Source organism: Variovorax sp. Varisp41 (genome assembly GCF_047325085.1).
GTDB lineage: Bacteria > Pseudomonadota > Gammaproteobacteria > Burkholderiales > Burkholderiaceae_C > Variovorax.
On the sequence record NZ_CP168540.1, the window covers coordinates 6,548,828 to 6,567,101 of the forward strand.

At 69.2% G+C, this 18,274-nt stretch carries 12 protein-coding genes; 4 read left to right on the forward strand and 8 right to left on the reverse strand.

The window, feature by feature from the left end:
• Position 1: 1 nt before the first annotated feature.
• From ACEN9J_RS30385 to ACEN9J_RS30395, 3 genes are all read right to left on the reverse strand, one after another.
• Positions 2-1,750: a hypothetical protein gene (locus ACEN9J_RS30385; RefSeq protein WP_413762863.1), complete on the reverse strand. Its 1,749-nt coding sequence runs from the start codon at positions 1,748-1,750 to the stop codon at positions 2-4.
• Positions 1,751-1,899: 149 nt separating this feature from the next.
• Complete coding sequence (locus ACEN9J_RS30390; RefSeq protein WP_261217404.1) at positions 1,900-2,799, reverse strand: M23 family metallopeptidase; 900 nt, start codon at positions 2,797-2,799, stop codon at positions 1,900-1,902.
• A 102-nt stretch (positions 2,800-2,901) separates the two neighbouring features.
• Complete coding sequence (locus ACEN9J_RS30395) at positions 2,902-4,716, reverse strand: glutamine--tRNA ligase/YqeY domain fusion protein (protein WP_413762864.1); 1,815 nt, start codon at positions 4,714-4,716, stop codon at positions 2,902-2,904.
• Positions 4,717-4,853: 137 nt separating this feature from the next.
• Here ACEN9J_RS30395 and ACEN9J_RS30400 point away from each other — a divergent pair, with 137 nt between their 5' ends.
• Positions 4,854-5,195: a hypothetical protein gene (locus ACEN9J_RS30400; RefSeq protein ID WP_261217399.1), complete on the forward strand. Its 342-nt coding sequence runs from the start codon at positions 4,854-4,856 to the stop codon at positions 5,193-5,195.
• Between the two features lie 82 nt (positions 5,196-5,277).
• Here ACEN9J_RS30400 and ACEN9J_RS30405 read toward each other — a convergent pair whose 3' ends face one another.
• From ACEN9J_RS30405 to ACEN9J_RS30425, 5 genes are read right to left on the reverse strand one after another with little or no spacing between them, the layout of a single operon-like run.
• Positions 5,278-6,123, reverse strand: a complete 846-nt coding sequence (locus ACEN9J_RS30405; RefSeq protein ID WP_057592851.1) for a LytR/AlgR family response regulator transcription factor — start codon at positions 6,121-6,123, stop codon at positions 5,278-5,280.
• Positions 6,120-7,238, reverse strand: a complete 1,119-nt coding sequence (locus ACEN9J_RS30410) for a sensor histidine kinase (RefSeq protein ID WP_413762865.1) — start codon at positions 7,236-7,238, stop codon at positions 6,120-6,122. The genes ACEN9J_RS30405 and ACEN9J_RS30410 overlap by 4 nt, the downstream gene beginning before the upstream one ends.
• A complete protein-coding gene (locus ACEN9J_RS30415; protein ID WP_413762866.1) occupies positions 7,235-7,522 on the reverse strand; it encodes a 2TM domain-containing protein in 288 nt (95 codons plus the stop codon). Before ACEN9J_RS30415 ends, ACEN9J_RS30410 begins: the two co-directional genes overlap by 4 nt.
• A gap of 2 nt (positions 7,523-7,524) precedes the next feature.
• Positions 7,525-8,472 (reverse strand): sterol desaturase family protein, encoded by a 948-nt coding sequence (locus ACEN9J_RS30420; RefSeq protein WP_413762867.1) that lies wholly within the window; start codon positions 8,470-8,472, stop codon positions 7,525-7,527.
• A gap of 45 nt (positions 8,473-8,517) precedes the next feature.
• Positions 8,518-9,039 carry a DUF6622 family protein gene (locus tag ACEN9J_RS30425; protein WP_261217391.1) on the reverse strand — a complete coding sequence of 174 codons (522 nt, stop codon included), beginning with the start codon at positions 9,037-9,039 and terminating at the stop codon, positions 8,518-8,520.
• Positions 9,040-9,365: 326 nt separating this feature from the next.
• Here ACEN9J_RS30425 and ACEN9J_RS30430 point away from each other — a divergent pair, with 326 nt between their 5' ends.
• The 3 genes from ACEN9J_RS30430 to ACEN9J_RS30440 all read left to right on the forward strand — a co-directional run bounded on the left by ACEN9J_RS30430 (position 9,366) and on the right by ACEN9J_RS30440 (position 18,261).
• Positions 9,366-11,063 carry an efflux RND transporter periplasmic adaptor subunit gene (locus tag ACEN9J_RS30430; protein WP_413762868.1) on the forward strand — a complete coding sequence of 566 codons (1,698 nt, stop codon included), beginning with the start codon at positions 9,366-9,368 and terminating at the stop codon, positions 11,061-11,063.
• Positions 11,064-11,132: 69 nt separating this feature from the next.
• Positions 11,133-14,261, forward strand: a complete 3,129-nt coding sequence (locus ACEN9J_RS30435) for an efflux RND transporter permease subunit (protein WP_413762869.1) — start codon at positions 11,133-11,135, stop codon at positions 14,259-14,261.
• 685 nt (positions 14,262-14,946) lie between these two features.
• Complete coding sequence (locus ACEN9J_RS30440; protein WP_261212460.1) at positions 14,947-18,261, forward strand: efflux RND transporter permease subunit; 3,315 nt, start codon at positions 14,947-14,949, stop codon at positions 18,259-18,261.
• Positions 18,262-18,274 lie beyond the last annotated feature (13 nt).

Sequence of the window (18,274 nt, forward strand, 5' to 3'; positions counted from 1 at the left end):
CTCAAGCCGCCAGCGCACTGCGCGCCGGAATCTTCTCGAAGCAGTGGTTGCACAGCGACTGCTTCACGAAGGCCGCGTGCGTGGTGTCGACCGGCTTCTTGCAGTGCTCGCACATGAAGGCCTCGCCGACCGCGAGCTGGAATTTCTGGAAGAAGGCGTCGCTCAGGTGGATGCGGCGGATGTCGCGGATGTCGTCGCGCACCTTGAGGTTCTCGAGCGTGTTGTTGTCGAGCGCGGTGCGCGTGATGTTCAGGTGGTTGTAACAGCCGTAGTCGATCGAGTAGACGTTGAAGGTCTCGCCCGCCATGTCCTTGTGCGAGTAGCCCTTCTTGCGCAGGTGCAGCACGCGGAAATCCACCAGCCCGAGGATGTGCGGATTGGCCGAGTATTTCTCGCTGATCATGAAATGGCTCGAGTTCTTGCCGACCACGATCTCCTGCACGATCTTCTCGAGCAGGTTCTTCTCGACCGAGTGCTCGTCGACCTGCTTCTTCTTGTCGGTCTCGTACCAGCCCGAGGTGGCGGCGCGCACGTTCTTGATCGAGATGTGCTTGGAGCCCGAGCTCTTGAACTGCGCGTACGAATGGATGAAGAGGTTGATGAAGTCGCGCGGGATGCCCGCGCTCGCGATCAGCAGCTCGCCCAGCGCCTTGTTGGTGAGGAAGGCGTTGATGAAGGCGTCGTTGTTCTTGCGCGAGGGCAGCAGCAGTTCGTCGGACAGGCTGGGCCTGTGCTGCTCGAGGTGCTTGCACAGCAGCTGGTTGAAGAAGTTTCGGGTCTTGGCCTTGTCGATCTCGAACACGTAGCGGTTGTCGAGCTGGTAGCCGAAGATGTCGCCGCCGTCCTCCAGGCCGTAGAACTTCTCGTCGGTCTTGTGGCCGAGGTCGGTGCGGTTCGGGATCGCGGCGATCTTGAAGCTGAAGCGGCTCGCGATGAAGGACTTCTTGACCAGTTCGGCCAGGTGCTTCTGGGCCGAGTTCGGGATCTCGGACCATTCGTCGATCAGGCAGAAGACGCGGTTCAGTTGCAGTTCCTCGCTCAGCTCCTGCAGCAGGTTCGCGATGTCGAAGACGCTGATGAACTGGTCCTTGAGCCTCGACTCCTGCGACTTGGTCTGCAGGCTGCCCGAGGCCTGCAGCTCGGGCGCCTTCGAGAGCTTGAGCGAGGCGCCGGCCTGCGCGATCGATTCGACGGCGAGGGCCGTCTCCTTGAGCTTGTTGAGCGAGCTGCCGTCGAGCTCGCGCTGGATGGCCTCGAGCCGGTGCTGCAGCTGGCGCTCGGCTTCGGCGTCGAGCGGATCGCGGCGCAGCGGGATGACGTCGTCCCGGCCGTGGATGGCGCGCAGGTTGCTCGAGAACGCGTTCACCAGGCTGCGGATGATGTTCTTGAACAGGATGACCGCGTACTGCTCCCAGCTCAGGCCGTCGGCCTCGGCATGCGGCAGGATGGTGCGCGCATCGATGTAGACCGCGATCCGGCGCGAGGCCGCGAAGTCGTTGTTGATCTTCTCCTGCAGCGCCTTCAGCAGGTGGGTCTTGCCCGAGCCGCGGCGGCCATAGATGACCTGGTTGTTGAGGTTGTGGATGTCGTGCAGCGCGTCCTCGCCCACGTACAGGCCGAGGTAGCTCTGGTCCTGGATGTTCTCGGCGCGCAGCGCGTTCGAGAGCGTCGCGACGGCCTTCTGGATCTGGACGTCGCTGATGGGCATGGCATTGCCGGTCCGGGTCGCGCTGGTCGTGTTCTTCTGCATGAGGGCTGGTGCAAGTGAAACGGACCGGCGCGCGTCCCCGAGATGGGGCCTCCCGGCGCGCGGTCTGAAAACGAATTGTTACTTGCGTCGAGCGCCTTGCCAACAGAGGCGCCCCGGCCCGGACCGCCGGCGAGGTGCCGGCGCAACGTTCAGGCGGAAATGAACAGCGCCGGATCGACCATGGCGCGGTTGAGCATCACCGACCAGTGCAGGTGCGGGCCGGTCACGCGACCGGTGGCGCCCACCGCGGCGAGCTTGTCGCCGGTCTGGAGCACGTCGCCGACCTTCACGTCGACGCGGCTCAGGTGGCAGTACATGGTCAGCAGGCCGCCGCCATGGTCGAGCCAGACGGTGCCGCCATTGAAGAAGTAGTCGCCGGTGTCGATGACCTTGCCCGGCAGCGGCGCGAGCACGGGGGTACCGGTGCCGGCCGCGATGTCCATGCCGCTGTGGGGATTGCGCGACTGGCCGTTGAACACACGGCGCAGGCCGAAAGAGCTGGAGCGGCGGCCGGGCACCGGCACGCGCATCTGCAGCGCGGCATCGGGGCGCAGCTCGGTGCGGGTGGCGGTCACGGTGGCGAGGTGGTCGCGCTCGCGCTCGTAGCGCGCCTGGTCCTCGGGCGAGAGGTCGACGGTGCGCGGCGCCACGTTCAGGCGTTGCTCGCGGTACTGCTTGGGCGCGATGCTGTAGCCGAGCTGGCGCGGCGCGGCATCGGGGCGGGCCTGCACCGAGATGCTGGCCTCGCCGGGTTCGGCCGCGAGCGGAATGCCGACGAGGGCGGTCCATTCGATGGCGTCGCCGAGTACCAGCACGGGCTGGTTGCCGTCGCCGCCAGTGGTGGCCAGCGGGCGCGCGGCCGCGGGGCCGAGCGAGAGGCGCGCGATGCCACCCGGGACCTGGGAGGCGCGGGGCCAGACTTCGGGGGGCTGGGGCTTGGCGCCACCGGCCTTCTTGGTCGCCGCCGTGGCGGGCAGGGCGAGCAGGGCGGCGGTGCCGATCAGGAGCGTGCGGCGGGTGGAGAGCGGAGCGTGAAGGATGCGTGACATGGGCCGCATTGTGGCGGCATGGCCCGCGCCCGGTTGTCGGAAAGCACCATGAAAAACCGGGGCACGCGGCCCCGGTTCGTGATGCGGCGAGAGCGCCGGGGCCTACTTGCCCCAGCTGTCGCGCATGCCCGCCGCGCGGTTGAACACGCGCTGCCCGGCGGCGGCCGCCTTGGCGTCGAGCACGAAGTAGCCGTGGCGCTCGAACTGGAAGGCCGCCTCGGGCTTCGCGTCGGCGAGCGAGGGCTCGACATAGGCCGCGCAGACCTCGAGGCTGTGGCGATTGAGCTCCTCGAGCAACTCGCCGCCGCCGGGATTGGCTTCGGAGAACAGCCGCTCGTAGAGCCGCACCTCGGCTTGCACCGCGTCGGCCACGGCCACCCAGGTGATGTTGCCCTTGACCTTGATCGCGTCGGCGCCCGGGGTGCCGCTCTTGGTGTCGGGCACCAGCTTCGCCTGCACCTCGATGAGCTTGCCCTCGGCATCGCGCGTGGCGCCGGTGCACTCGATGACATGGCCGTACTTGAGCCGCACCTTGTTGCCGGGGAACAGGCGGAAGAAGCCCTTGGGCTGCACGTCCTCGTAGTCGGTGCGCTCGATCCAGACCTCGCGGCCCAGCTTGAAGGCGCGCTTGCCGAGTTCGGGATGGTGCGGATGGATCGGCGCCGAGCAGTCGTCGAGCGCAGCGTCGCCGCCCATGAGTTCGCCCCAGTTGGTGATCACCAGCTTGACCGGGTCGAGCACCGCCATCGCGCGCGGCGCCACGGGGTCGAGGGTGTCGCGCAGCGCGGCCTCGAGCGCGGCGTAGTCGATCCAGCCGCCCGACTTGGTGGTGCCGCTGCGTTCGCAGAACAGGCGCAGCGCCTCGGGCGTGTAGCCGCGGCGGCGCAGGCCGGCCAGCGTGGGCATGCGCGGGTCGTCCCAGCCGTCGACATGCTTTTCCTCCACCAGCTGGCGCAGCTTGCGCTTGCTGGTGAGCACATGCGTCACGTTGAGGCGCGCGAACTCGTACTGGCGCGGATGCGGGCTGGCGATCAGGCCGCCTTCGGCGAGGCGGTCGAGCAGCCAGTCGTAGAACGGGCGCTGGTCCTCGAACTCGAGCGTGCAGATGCTGTGGGTGATCTGCTCGAGCGCGTCCTCGATCGGGTGCGCGTAGGTGTACATCGGGTAGATGCACCACTTGTCGCCGGTGTTGTGGTGCGTGGCCCGGCGGATGCGGTAGAGCGCCGGGTCGCGCATGTTGATGTTGGGGCTCGCCATGTCGATCTTGGCGCGCAGGGTGGCGGCGCCGTCGGCGAGCTTGCCGTCGCGCATCTCGCGAAAGCGCGCGAGGTTCTCCTCGGGGCTGCGGCTGCGGTACGGGCTGTCGGTGCCGGGCTTGCCGAAGTCGCCGCGGTTGGCGCGCACCTCGTCGGCCGACTGCTCGTCGACGTAGGCCAGGCCGGCGCCGATCAGGTACTCGGCCGCGCGGTACATGAAGTCGAAGTAGTCGCTCGCGAAGTACTCGTGCGGCTGCATCACGCCGGGCGCGCTCGGGCGGTCGGCCAGGTAGGTCTCGTAGCCGAGCCATTCCACGGCGTCGCGGATCGAGTCGACGTACTCCTGCTCTTCCTTCTCGGGGTTGGTGTCGTCGAAGCGCAGGTGGCAGACGCCGCCGTACTCGCGCGCGAGCTCGAAATTCAGCCAGATGCTCTTGGCGTGGCCGATGTGCAGGTAGCCGTTGGGCTCGGGCGGAAAGCGCAGGCGGACCCGGGCCGGATCGCTCATGCCATGGGCGTGGTGCTCGGCATCGCCCGGGGCCCCGCCCCAACGGCGGCCGGCGTAGGCGCCCTGGGCGAGGTCGTTTTCGATCACGTGGCGCAGGAAATTGCTGGGTGCGGCGGGTGTTTTTGCGACGTCTTTGTCGGTCGGGGAGGTCATCGACGCATTCTAATTAGGGGACTCTTCAGGTTACCTTTGGCAACGCTCTTCACAATGTGGCGGGCAACCACTTTGCATTTGGCGCGTTCAATACGTACATGGGCAGCGAATGCCCACCCTACAAGGAGTCCAACATCATGAGCGTCACCCGTTCTACCTTCTTCAAGTGGGCCGCCGCAGGCGTCGTCGCCGCCGGTGCCCTGTTCGCGGCCACCTCAGCCAGCGCTCGCGGCGACGTGAGCTGGTCCATCGGCGTCGGCGTTCCCGGCGTGTCGGTGGGCGTGGGTGCCCCGGCCTATTACCCGGCGCCGGTCTACGCGCCGCCGGCCCCGGTCTACTACGCGCCGCCCCCGCCGGTGTACTACCGCCCGCCGCCGGTCTACTACCGTCCGGCCCCGGTGTACTACGCGCCGCCGGCCTACTACGGCCCGCGCTACTACGGTCGCGGCTACTACCGCGGCCATGGCCACTGGCGCTGAAATGCCACGGTAGACGTGAGCAAATGAAAAAGCCGGTTCCTCGGAGCCGGCTTTTTCTTTGGGCGACGCACCGGCCCGGATTTCACATGGCGCGAAAAAGATGGGCGTAGAGCCGGCTGACCGGGATCCGCTCGGGCCGCCCGCGCAGGTCGAGGGCGAGCTTGCCGGCCTCGTCGCGGTGCACCGCCTCGATGGCCGAGGCGCGCACGACGACCGCGCGGTGGACCTGCCAGAAGGTCTGCGCATCGAGCTGCGGCAGCAACTGCTTGAGCGGCGTGCGGATCAGGTATTCATGGTCCGCGGTCAGCACCCGCAGGTACTTGTCGGCGGCCTCGAAATACAGCACCTCGTCGATCGGCACCATGCGCACGGTGCTGCCGCCGGCATCGCTGGCGGCGATCATGCGCAGCGGCGCGGCCGAGGGTTCGGGCAGCGGCGCGCCGGCGCCACCCGCCGCCGCCAGCACCTCGCGCCAGCGCGCGAGCGTGCGGTCCAGCGCCTCGTCGGGCGGCGCTTCGGCCGTCGGCCGCGCGGCCAGCGCCTGCTTGAGCCGCGCCACCGTCTTGCGCAACCGATCGGGCTGCACCGGCTTCAGCACATAGTCGATCGCCTGGGCTTCGAAGGCGCGGGCCGCGTACTCGTCGTAGGCGGTCACGAAGACCAGCTGCGGCATCGGTGCCTCGTCCGCGGGCCAGGCATCGGCCAGCTCGGTGGCGGCGCCCAGGCCGTCGAGGCCCGGCATGCGGATGTCGAAGAACAGCACCTGCGGCAGCAGCCGCAGCGCCTCGCGCACGGCGCTGCGGCCGTCGCCCGCGATGGCGGCGATCTTCAGCTCGGGCCAGGCGGCGGCCAGTTCGGCCTTCAGCGCCTGCGCGAGCAGCGGTTCGTCCTCGGCGATCAGCGCGGTGGGGGAGGTGGCAGTGTTCATGGCGTGGGGGAGGCGGCCGGCGCATCGCCGGTGGAGGAAGCCTGCAGCGGAAAGCGCAAGGTGGCGCGGGTGCCCGTGTGCTCGCCGGGCGCGAGCGTCAGGGCGGCGCGCGGCCCATAGACCGTGGTCAGCCGCTCGCGCACCTGTTCGAGGCCGAAGCCGCCGCCGTCGCGCGACGTCGACGGCGACGCGGCATCGAGCCCGATGCCCGTGTCGCTGAGTTCGATCACCAGCAGCTCGCCCTCGCGGCGCGCGCGCACCGCGATCTCGCCGCCCTCGACCTTGGGCTCGAGGCCGTGGCGGATGCTGTTCTCCACCAGCGGCTGCAGCAGCAGCGGCGGCACCGGCACCTCGCGCAGCTCGGCCGGCAGCTCGAGCGTGTAGCGCAACCGCTCGCCCATGCGCACCGACATCAGCTCGAGGTAGTCGGCCAGCCGGTCGAACTCGGCCCCCAGCGGGTGCGCGAGCGTGCGCGAGCCGCTGAGGGTGACGCGCAGGTAGCTGTTGAGCCGGTCGAGCATGGCCACGGCGCGCGGCGGATCGAGCGTGATCAGCACCCGCAGGTTGGCCAGCGTGTTGAACAGCATGTGCGGCTCGAGCTGGGTTTCGAGCAGCTTGAGCCGTGCCTCGGTCGCATCGCGCCTGGCTTTTTCGATCTGGCCCTGCAGGTGCTTGCTCTTGCCGAGGCTGTAGAAGAAAAAGCAGGCGCCGGCGGTGGCGACCAGCGTGATGGTGAGCGTGGTCGCCAGCTTGTGGCCGCGGTAGTCGAGGAAGTCGAGCAAGGGGGCGCCGCTCCAGGCGTCGCCGATCAGGTTGCCGAGCAGGAAGCCGGCGGTCACGCCGAAGCCGATCAGCGCGATGCTCTGCGGGCCATGCGGCCAGAGCACTTCGCGGTGGCCGCTCATCAGCAGCCGGCCGCCGTCGATGCACAGCCAGCTGATCAGGCCGATCGACATCGAATAGACCATGTGGTTGACCCAGCTGCGGCCGCTCGAGATGCTGAGCGCGGCCGCGATCAGGCAGCAGAAGACGGCGGTGATCAGCCCGTGCCGCAGCAGGTCGCGCAGGTTCTCGGTGCCGAACCTGGGGCGGGCGGCGGCAGGGGCCTGGCTCAACGGCGCTCCCCGGCGGCCAGCGCGCGGCGCTCGCGTTCGACCAGGCGCTCGTAGAAGTCGCCGCCCGGCGCGATGAACCAGATCACGGCGCCGTGCACCAGCAGCCCCAGGCCCCAGCCCATCAGCGGATAGACGGCCCAGGTGTGGCCCTTCGAGGCCGACAGCACGACCAGCCCGAGGTTGACCAGCACGTAGACGAAGGCATGGATGTACCAGCCCATCTTGGCGCCGGCGCGGCGGCGGGCGCGCTTCTCGAGCTCCGCGGGAGAGGGGGACGAGGACATGTTCATGACGGCTCCTTGATCTGGACGGGAATGAAATCGGGGGCGGGGACGGGCGCCGGGGCTTGCACGGCCGCGCGCCGGCGCAGCTCCTCGGTGGTCTCGCCGGGCCCGTCGGGGTTCCAGCCCGGCGGCTTCACGAGGTAGCCGACGAAGGCGCGCACCGAGCGGGCCGAGGCCAGGTCCTCGAACAGCGCGCGCCATTGGCCGAACTCGATCTCGAGCAGGTTGTACGAGGTGATCGGCTTCACGAGGCCGTAGCGGCAGGGCAGGTCGGCGCGTTCCGGGATGTAGGTGCCGAACAGGCGGTCGAACACGATCAGCACGCCGCCGTAGTTGCCGTCCAGGTACTCGAGGTTCGAGGCATGGTGCACCCGGTGCGCCGAGGGCGTGTTGAGCACCCATTCGAGCGGCCCGAGCTTCGGGATCCAGGTGGCGTGGATCCAGAACTGGTAGAGCAGGTTCAGGGTCAGCATGATCAGCACCACGCGCGGCGGCATGCCCAGGAGCGGCGCCAGCATGAAGAAGGCCAGTGTGCCGGTGAGCTTGCCGGTCCAGCCGAAGCGGTAGGCGGCCGACAGGTTGAGCTCGTTGGGCGAATGGTGGATCGCATGGGTGCACCAGAACCAGCGCACCCGGTGCGCGGCGCGGTGGTACCAGTAGTAGCAGAACTCCTGGCCGATGAAGCAGGCGGCCCAGCCGGTCCAGTGGTCCATCGGCAGGGTGATGAGGCGGTGCGCGTAGAGCCAGTCCATGGCGCCGACCCAGAAGGCCAGCGGCAGCAGCCAGCGCAGCGGGTATTCGCGCACCAGGAAGTCGAACACCGAGATGCCGGCCGCCTTCCAGTCGTAGCCGCGCCAGCCGTTGCGCCACGAGAGCACGAGCGCTTCGGCCAGCGAGGCGATCAGCACCACGGACACCGAGATCTTGAGGATCAGCACGAGGACGGACATGGCGCTTCCTGCAGGCGGATGGGGAGGGAATGGACGGCGGCGATCTTAGGCGGCGCCGGCCCGGCTGGCCATGGCGTCGGTGGCGATCGCCAGCTTCCACAGGCGCAGGGCGCGGGCCGCGAAGACGCCGCTGAAGGCACCGTAGAGCACGGGGATCGCGACCGCGAAGACGCTGTCGTGGCGCAGCTCGGGGTGCAGGGCCAGCGCCACGCCCACCACGTACTTGGTGAAGAAGATGCCCATCATCAGCGCCAGCGGCACCGCGCTGCCGGCCAGGTGGAAGCGGCGCGCGGCGGCGTCGTAGCGGGTGCTCGCGGGCAGCGGGCGCCGCAGCACCAGCGCGATCATCACGGCCGCGGCGGCGGCCCAGCCGAGCAGGGCGCCGAGCGAATCGCCGAAGGCCGAGGCCACGCCCATCAGCGACAGCGCGCCCATCGCGATCGGCATCAGCGTGATGCGCGTCAGGCCCACGCTGCCCGACAGCAGCTGCTTGCCGCCGAACCAGACCAGCAGCGCGAAGACGGCGAACACCCACTTGGGCGTATGGAGGAGGATCTGGATCAGCATGGAAAGACTCCTGGATCGGTTGAAGGGTTGAAAGGCGGACGAAGGGTTCGGGAGAAAGGATGGAGGCCCGGTGGCGTTGGAGCGGACTGTGCCGGCCCGCTCGCGGGACTGCCACGGTGTTGCGATGAAATGCGGGGCCGGCGGCGCGAAGTGCCTGCCGGCGGCGCGAAATGCGCGCGGCTTCGAGCGACGCCGGAACGGCACGCCGTCCTGCGGCAAGCGGGGGTACGCGAGCTTTACCGCCCGTTTACGGCACAGCAAACTCTGCATACACCTTTTGGCGCTGTACTCTAGGCCGCACCCGATCAGGCTCTCTTCTCTCTCCCATGGATCCCCAAACGCCTCCCGAACCCCTGCCGGCCACCGTGTCGCCCACGCATCCCCAGGTCCGTCGCCGCCGCTGGTTCGGCAGCCTGATCGCGCTGATCCTGCTCGTGGCGCTGGGCGGTGGCGCCTGGTACCTGGTGCAGCGCTCGAAGACGCCGGCGGCCGGTCCCGGCGCCGGGCCTGGCGGGCCGGGCGGCCCGGGCGGGCGGCCCGGAGGCGGGCGAGGCGGCGGTGCCGCCTCCAGCACCGTCGGCATCGCGACCGCGCGGCAGGCCGACATCCCGATCCAGCTCGAGGCGCTCGGCACCGTCACGCCGCTGGCCAATGTCACGGTGCAGCCGCAGGTCTCGGGCGTGCTCACGCAGGTGCTGTTCCAGGAAGGGCAGATGGTCAAGAAGGGCGACGTGCTCGCCACCATCGACCCGCAGCCCTACCAGAACGCGCTGGCCCAGGCCACCGGCGCGCGCCAGCGCGACGAGGCGCAGCTCGCCGCGGCGCGCGTCACCCTGCAGCGCTACCAGACCCTGCTGGGCCAGGACTCGATCGCGCGCCAGGACGTCGACACCCAGAGCGCGCTGGTCAAGCAGCTCGAGGGCACGGTCGCGATCGACCGCGCCAACGAGAACAGCGCGCGGCTGAACCTGGCCTGGACCCGCATCGCGGCGCCGGTCGGCGGCCGCATCGGCCTGCGGCCGGTGGACGTGGGCAACTACGTCTCGACCGGCACCAGCGGCGGCGTGGCCGTCATCACCCAGATGGCGCCGATCGACGTGGTGTTCTCGGTGCCGCAGGACCGCGTGCCCGAGGTCCAGCAGCGACTGGCCGCCGGCGCCAGGCTGCCCGCCACCGCCTTCGACCGCGCGCGCGTCAAGCAGCTCGCTGCCGGCAGTTTCTCCACGCTCGACAACCTGGTCGACACCCAGACCGGCACCGTCAAGGCCAAGGCGCGCTTCGCCAATGCCGACGGCGCGCTGTTCCCGAACCAGTTCGTCAACCTGCGCCTGCTGCTGCGCACCGTGACCAGCGCCGTGGTGGTGCCGGTGACGGCGATGCGTAACGGCCCGAACGGCGACTATGTCTATGTGCTGAACGCCGACAACACGGTGTCGCAGCGCGTGGTGACGCGTGGCGAATCGAGCGTCGACAACATCGCCGTGACCGCCGGCCTGAATGCCGGCGAGGTGGTCGTGACCGAGGGCGGCGACCGCCTGAAGGACGGCGCGCGCGTGCAGACCCAGGCCGACCGGCCCACGGTCGCGCCCGGTGCCGCCGCCAATGGCCAGCACCGTGGCGGGCGGCGCCAGCGCGACGGCGCGCAGGGTGGTGCCCAGGGCGGGCAGGGTGGGCAGGCCCCGGCCGGCGGCGCCGCGTCGTCCGCCGCGCCGGGCACGGCGCCCGCTGCGCCAGCGGCGGCACCGGCAACGGCCCCCGCGGCCGCACCCACCACCGGCGCCCAGCCGGCCGCACCCGCCGGCGCACCGACCGCCGCGGCCCCCAAGCTCCCCACCGCCGAGCAGCGCCAGCGCATGCTCGACGCGGCCAAGGACGACCCCGAGCAGCTCGAGCGCCGCAAGCGCTTCCTCGAGCAGCTCGACCGCGGCGACCCGGCCGCGCTCGAGCGCTGGCAGCGCATGGCCGAGCGCCAGGGCCAGGGCGGCCAGGGCGAGGGCCGCCGCCAGGCGCCGCAAGGCCAATGACGCGCCGGCCCTCCGCCTCGGCATCTCCCGCCGCGCCGCCCGCAGCGCCCTCGACGACGAATTGAATCCATGAGCCCTTCACGCCCGTTCATCCTGCGGCCGGTGGCGACCTCGCTGCTGATGGTCGCCATCGTGCTGGCCGGCCTGGTGGCGTTCCGCTTCCTGCCGCTGTCGGCGCTGCCGCAGGTCGACTACCCGACGATCCAGGTCCAGACGCTCTACCCGGGCGCCAGCCCCGAGGTGATGAGCAACACCGTCACCGCGCCGCTCGAACGCCAGTTCGGCCAGATGTCGGGGCTCGACCGCATGAGCTCCACCAGCGCGGCGGGCGTGTCGATCATCACGCTGCAGTTCACGCTGGGCCAGACGCTCGACGTCGCCGAGCAGGAAGTGCAGGCCGCGATCAACGCCGGCGGCTCGCTGCTGCCGGCCGACCTGCCGGCGCCGCCGGTCTACGCCAAGGTCAACCCGGCCGACGCGCCGGTGCTCACGCTGGCGATCACCTCCGACACCCTGCCGCTGACCGAGGTGCAGAACCTCGTCAACACGCGACTGGCGCAGAAGATCAGCCAGGTCTCGGGCGTGGGGCTGGTGTCGCTCAGCGGCGGCCAGCGGCCCGCGGTGCGCATCCAGGCCAACACCCAGGCACTGGCGGCCAACGGCATCGGCCTCGACGCGCTGCGCACCGCGATCAGCGCGGCCAACTCCAATGGCGCCAAGGGCAGCTTCGACGGCCCCAAGCGCGCCTACACCATCAACTCGAACGACCAACTGCTCACGGTCGACGACTACAAGAACCTGATCGTCTCGTACAAGAACGGCGCGCCGATCCGCATGGTCGACGTGGCGCGCGTGGTCAACAGCGCCGAGAACAACCAGCTCGGCGCCTGGGCCGGCACCAAGACGAACGGCGATGCCGAAGGCACGCTCACGCCCGCGATCATCCTCAACGTGCAGCGCCAGCCCGGCGCCAACGTGATCGCCACCGTCAACGCCATCAAGGCGCAACTGCCCGAGCTTCAGGCGGGCATGCCCGCGGGCCTGAAGGTCGAGGTGCTGAGCGACCGCACGGCCGGCATCCGCGCCTCGGTCGAGCACGTGCAGATGGAGCTGGTGCTCGCCGTCGTGCTGGTGGTGCTGGTGATCTTCGCCTTCCTCGGCAGCCTGCGCGCCACCGTCATCGCCAGCATCGCGGTGCCGATCTCGCTGATCGGCACCTTCGGCCTGATGTACCTGCTGGGCTACAGCCTCAACAACCTGAGCCTGATGGCGCTGACCATCGCCACCGGCTTCGTGGTGGACGACGCGATCGTGATGATCGAGAACATCGCGCGCTACATCGAGGAGGGCGAGAAGCCGCTGCAGGCCGCGTTCAAGGGCGCCACGCAGATCGGCTTCACCATCATCTCGCTGACGGTGTCGCTGATCGCGGTGCTGATCCCGCTCTTGTTCATGGGCGACGTGGTCGGCCGGCTGTTCCGCGAGTTCGCGGTCACCCTGGCGATCACGATCCTGATCTCGGCCGTGGTGTCGCTCACGCTGGTGCCGATGATGTCGGCGCGCTGGCTCAGGCACGAAGCGAAGAAGGACCCCGCCAACCACGGCATCGCCGCGCGCGCGCAGCGCTTCTTCGACGGCGTGATGACGCGCTACGACCGCTCGCTGCATTGGGTCATCGACCACCAGGCGCTCACGCTGCTGGTCGCGCTGCTCACGCTGCTGCTGACGGTGGCGCTCTACCTGTCGATTCCAAAGGGCCTGTTCCCGACCCAGGACACGGGCCAGCTGCAGGCGCGCATCGAGGCCGCGCAGGACGTCTCGTTCGACCGCATGTCGCAGCTGCAGCAGCAGGCCGCGCGCGCGGTGCTGGCCGACCCCGACGTCGAGAACCTCAGCTCCTTCGTCGGCGTCGACGCCGCCAACAACACCATGCTGCACACCGGCAGCATGCTGATCAACCTGCGCCGCGGCCACGACAACCAGCAGGCGGTGATGGACCGCCTGCGCGAGCGCGTGCGCGGCGTGGCCGGCGTGACGCTCTACCTGCAGCCCACGCAGGACCTGACCATCGACGCCGAGACCGGCCCCACGCAGTACCGCGCCTCGCTCGAGGGCGTGGACAGCGCCGCCATCACCGGCTGGATGCAGCAGCTGGTGGCGAAGCTGCAGGCCGAGCATGGCGACAAGGTGCGCAACGTCAGCAGCGATGCGGGCGCGCAGGGGCTGGCGGCCTTCGTCAACGTGAACCGCGACACCGCGGCGCGGCTGTCGATCTCCGCGAGCACGGTCGACGACGCGCTCTACAGCGCCTTCGGCCAGCGCATCGTCTCGACCATCTTCACCGAGACCAACCAGTACCGCGTGATCCTCGAGGCGCAGCCCGGCATGGTGAACACGCCGCAGACGCTGGGGCAGCTGAGCCTGATCGCCGGCTCGGGCAGCGCGACGCCGCTGTCGGCCATCGCGGACATCAGCGAGCAGCAGGCGCCGCTGCAGATCACGCACGTGGCGCAGTACCCGGCGAGCACGCTGAACTTCGATACCGCGCCGGGGGTGGCGCTGGGGTCGGCGGTCGACACGATCCGCGCGACGGCGAAGGAGATCGGGTTGCCGAAGAGCATCACGATGACCTTTCTCGGTGCCTCCGGGGCTTACGAGAAGTCGCTGTCGAACCAGCTGTGGCTGATCCTGGCGGCGGTGGTGTGCGTGTACATCGTGCTGGGGGTGCTGTACGAGAGCTACGTGCATCCGCTGACGATTCTGTCGACCCTGCCATCCGCTGGGGTGGGAGCGCTGCTGGCGTTGATGGTGACGGGCAACGACCTGGGGGTGATCGGGATCATCGGGATCATCCTGCTGATCGGGATCGTGAAGAAGAACGCGATCATGATGATCGACTTCGCGATCGATGCGGAGCGCACGGAGGGCAAGTCTCCCCGGGAAGCGATTCATCAGGCGGCGTTGCTGCGGTTTCGGCCAATCTTGATGACTACGCTGGCTGCCTTGTTTGCTGCCGTGCCTTTGATGTTCAGCTTTGGGGATGGCGCTGAGTTGCGGCGTCCTTTGGGGTTGGCTATTTTTGGGGGGTTGATCGTTAGTCAGTTGCTGACTTTGTTCACTACGCCTGTTATTTATTTGGCGTTTGATCGGTTGGGTGGGGCGCGGCGGTCGGGGGTGGTTGAGGAGGAGGCGGTTTGAGTTTCCTCTCTCGTTCGGCTGCTTTGTGTTCTTGTGCTGCTTCTCCTGCGGGGGCTGTTGGCCGGGAATTCGCCCCGGCGGGCGAGTCACTTTCTTTTGTCTCGCCAAAAGAAAGTAACCAAAGAAAAGGCGACCCCACTGTCTGCGACCCTGCGCTTCGCTACGGGCAACCTGCGGTGCTCGGGGAAAGCGGGGGTCCGCAGAGCTCGCTCCACTTCGTTGCGCTCAGACAGCTGCGGCCCTTATCCCGCTTTCCCCTGCGCTCCTCGGCACAGCCAGAGGGGAGTGGTTCGGGCCATCGCTGCGCTCGGCCCAGCATGCCGAACAGGCCTTCGCTTCGCTCGGCCGGAGTGAAAGGCCCAGGGCCTGCCCATCCCTACACCCCATACAAGTACGCGCCATGGCGCGTTGACTCTCATCCCCTCTGGCTGCGCCGAGGAGCGCAGCGTTTCGCGGATCAGGGCTCGCAGTTGTTTGAGCGAAGCGAGTTCTGCGAGACCCCGCGAAACGCGAGCACCGCAGGTTGCCCGGAGCGAAGCGCAGGGTCGCAGACAGTGGGGTCGCCTTTCTTTGCTTACTTTCTTTGGCGAGACAAAGAAAGTAAGTCGCCCGCCGGGGCGAGACCCGGCCAACGGCCCCAGCAAAAAGCAAGACCGTTGCACACCATGAACGCAGGAGGCAAGAGATGAACCTCTCCCGCCCCTTCGTCCGCCGCCCCATAGGCACAGTCCTCCTGACCATAGGCGTGGCCCTGGCAGGCATCGCAGCCTTCTTCGTCCTCCCGGTCTCCCCCCTACCGCAAGTCGACTACCCCGTCATCTCGGTCCGCGCCTCCATCCCGGGCGCCAGCCCCGAGACCATGGCCACGAGCGTTGCCACGCCCCTCGAACGCCACCTGGGCACCATCGCCGGCGTCAACGAGATGACCTCGACCAGCTCGGTCGGCTCCACCCGCGTCACCCTGCAGTTCGACCTCAGCCGCAACATCGACGGCGCCGCGCGCGAGGTGCAGGCCGCGATCAACGCGAGCCGCGTCGACCTGCCCGCCACCCTGCGCAGCAACCCGACCTACCGCAAGGCCAACCCGGCCTCGTCGCCGGTCATCATCCTGGCGCTGACCTCCAAGACCAAGACCCCGGGCCAGATCTACGACGCCGTGTCGAACATCGTGAGCCAGCGGCTGTCGCAGGTCGACGGCGTGGGCGACGTGGAGATCGGCGGCGGGTCGCTGCCGGCCGTGCGCATCGAGCTGCTGCCGTTCGCGCTCAACCGCTACGGCATCAGCACCGAGGACGTGCGCGCCGCGATCCAGGCCTCGAACGCCAACCGGCCCAAGGGCATGGTGCAGGGCGAAGGGCGCAAGCTGCAGGTCTATACCCAGACGCCGGCGCTGCGCGCGAGCGACTACGCCACCATGCTGGTGGCCTGGCGCAACGGCGCGGCGGTGCGGCTGGCCGATGTGGCCGAGGTCTACGACGGCGTCGAGGACACGCGCACGCTGGGTCTGTTCAACGGCGAGCCGGCGGTGATCGTGCTGATCACGCGCCAGCCCTCGGCCAACATCATCGAGACGGTCGACGGCGTGCGCGCGCTGCTGCCCGAACTGCAGTCTCAGCTGCCGCCCGACGTCGAGCTGCGCGTGGCCTCCGACAGCACCAGCTCGATCCGTGCCTCGCTGCACGAGGTCGAGTTCACGCTGGTGGCCTCGGTGCTGCTGGTGGTGCTGGTGGTCAGCCTGTTCCTGCGCAGCGCGCGCGCCACGGTGGTGCCCGCCGTGGCCACGGTGGTCGCGCTGCTCGGCACCTTCGGCGTGATGTACCTGCTGGGCTTCAGCCTCAACAACCTGAGCCTGATGGCGCTCACGGTGGCCACGGGCTTCGTGGTCGACGACGCGATCGTGGTGCTCGAGAACACCAGCCGCCACATCGAGGCCGGCATGACGCGCATGAAGGCCGCGCTGCTCGGCGCCAAGGAGGTGGGCTTCACGGTGCTGTCGATCAGCGTGTCGCTGGTGGCGGTGTTCATCCCGCTGCTGTTCATGGGCGGCCAGGTCGGGCGGCTGTTCCGCGAGTTCGCGGTCACGCTGTCGGCGGCGGTGATGATCTCGCTGGTCATCTCGCTGACCACCACGCCGATGATGTGCGCCTGGCTGCTCAAGCGCGGCGGCGAGGCCGAGAAGAGCAAGCCGCGCGGCCGGCTCGCGCGCTGGTCGGAGCGCAGCTACGAATGGGTGCTCAAGCGCTACGAGGTCAGCCTCGACTGGGCGCTCGACAGCAAGGCGCTGGTGACGCTGATCCTGCTGGCGGTGATCGGGCTCAACGTCTACCTGTTCAGCGCGGCGCCCAAGGGCTTCTTCCCGCAGCAGGACAGCGGCCAGCTCAACGGCGGCCTGCGCGCCGACCAGAGCATCTCCTCGCAGGCGCTCGCGGCCAAGCTGCGCGAGGTGGTCGACATCATCCGGCGCGACCCGGCGGTCGACACGGTCACGGGCTTCATCGGCGGCTCGCGCGCGGGCGGCGGCTTCATGTTCGTCAACCTCAAGCCCGTGGACCAGCGCACGGAGAGCGGGATGGCCGTGATCGCGCGGCTGCGGCCGCAGCTCAACCAGGTGACCGGCCTGCGCGTGTTCCTCAACACGGTGCAGGACGTGCGCTCGGGCGGGCGCTCGAGCAACTCCACCTACCAGTACACGCTCAAGAGCGACAACCTGGCCGACCTGCGCACCTGGGCCGGCAAGCTGGCCGACGAGCTGCGGCTGCAGCCGAACCTCACGGACATCGACACCGACCAGGACCAGAACGGCGTGGAAACGGTGGCCGAGGTCGACCCCGACAGCGCGCGCCGGCTCGGCCTGACCTCTCAGGCGGTGGACAACGCGCTCTACAACGCCTTCGGCCAGCGCCAGGTGGCGACCATCTACACCGAGCTCAACCAGTACCACGTGGTGATGGAATGGGCGCCGCGCTACACGCGCAGCCCGAACGCGCTGCGCGACATCTACGTGCCGGCCACGCGCACCTCGGTGGTGGCGGGCCAGACCGTGACCACGCAGGTGGCGGCCAACGGCACGACCAACCAGTCGACCTCGGTGGCCACCACCAACACGGCCACGGCCTCGAAGACCGGCACCGCCTCGACCGCCTCGAGCACCACGCCCTCGGTGCCGGTGTCGGCCAACGCGGGCTCGCGCAACGCCTCCACCGGCAACGTGCTGAGCAACACGCCGACCGCGCTGGTGCCGCTGTCCTCGGTGGCGAAGTTCATCGAGCGCTCGGTCGCGACCTCGGTGAGCCACGAGGACGGCGAACTGGCCACCACGATCTCGTTCAACCTGGCCGAGGGCGCCAACCTCGGCGACGCGCGCGAGGCGATCGCCAAGGCCGAGGCCAACATCGCGATGCCGATCAACGTGCGCGGCGCGTTCGCGGGCACGGCGCTCGCGGCGCAGCAGTCGCAGGGCCAGCAGGCGATGCTGATCCTGGCCGCGCTGGTGGTCATCTACATCGTGCTGGGCATCCTCTACGAGAGCCTGGTGCACCCGATCACCGTGCTGTCGACGCTGCCCTCGGCCGGCGTGGGCGCGGTGCTGGCGCTGCTGATGTTCCGCATGGAGTTCTCCATCATCGCGCTGATCGGCGTGTTCCTCCTGATCGGCATCGTGAAGAAGAACGCCATCCTGATCATCGACTTCGCGCTCGAGGCCGAGCGCTCGCGCGGCCTGAGCCCGCTGGAAGCGGTGCGCGAGGCCTGCCTGCTGCGCTTCCGCCCGATCCTCATGACCACCCTGGCGGCCGCGCTCGGCGCGCTGCCGCTGGCGATCGGCTTCGGCGAGGGCGCCGAGCTGCGCCGGCCGCTGGGCGTGGCGATCATCGGCGGGCTGATCGCCAGCCAGGTGCTGACCCTGCTCACCACGCCGGTGGTCTACCTGCTGCTCGACAAGCTGCGCCGCCGCGGCGCCGACGAGAGCCACCTGAGCCGCACGATGGAGGTCCAGCCATGACCGCAACGACAAA

Coding starts and splice junctions, on each gene's coding strand:
- ACEN9J_RS30385 (WP_413762863.1), bottom strand. CDS start 1,750: ATGCAGAAGAACACGACCAGCGCGACCCGGACCGGCAATGCCATGCCC.
- ACEN9J_RS30390 (WP_261217404.1), bottom strand. CDS start 2,799: ATGTCACGCATCCTTCACGCTCCGCTCTCCACCCGCCGCACGCTCCTG.
- ACEN9J_RS30395 (WP_413762864.1), bottom strand. CDS start 4,716: ATGACCTCCCCGACCGACAAAGACGTCGCAAAAACACCCGCCGCACCC.
- ACEN9J_RS30400 (WP_261217399.1), top strand. CDS start 4,854: ATGAGCGTCACCCGTTCTACCTTCTTCAAGTGGGCCGCCGCAGGCGTC.
- ACEN9J_RS30405 (WP_057592851.1), bottom strand. CDS start 6,123: ATGAACACTGCCACCTCCCCCACCGCGCTGATCGCCGAGGACGAACCG.
- ACEN9J_RS30415 (WP_413762866.1), bottom strand. CDS start 7,522: ATGTCCTCGTCCCCCTCTCCCGCGGAGCTCGAGAAGCGCGCCCGCCGC.
- ACEN9J_RS30420 (WP_413762867.1), bottom strand. CDS start 8,472: ATGTCCGTCCTCGTGCTGATCCTCAAGATCTCGGTGTCCGTGGTGCTG.
- ACEN9J_RS30425 (WP_261217391.1), bottom strand. CDS start 9,039: ATGCTGATCCAGATCCTCCTCCATACGCCCAAGTGGGTGTTCGCCGTC.
- ACEN9J_RS30430 (WP_413762868.1), top strand. CDS start 9,366: ATGGATCCCCAAACGCCTCCCGAACCCCTGCCGGCCACCGTGTCGCCC.
- ACEN9J_RS30435 (WP_413762869.1), top strand. CDS start 11,133: ATGAGCCCTTCACGCCCGTTCATCCTGCGGCCGGTGGCGACCTCGCTG.
- ACEN9J_RS30440 (WP_261212460.1), top strand. CDS start 14,947: ATGAACCTCTCCCGCCCCTTCGTCCGCCGCCCCATAGGCACAGTCCTC.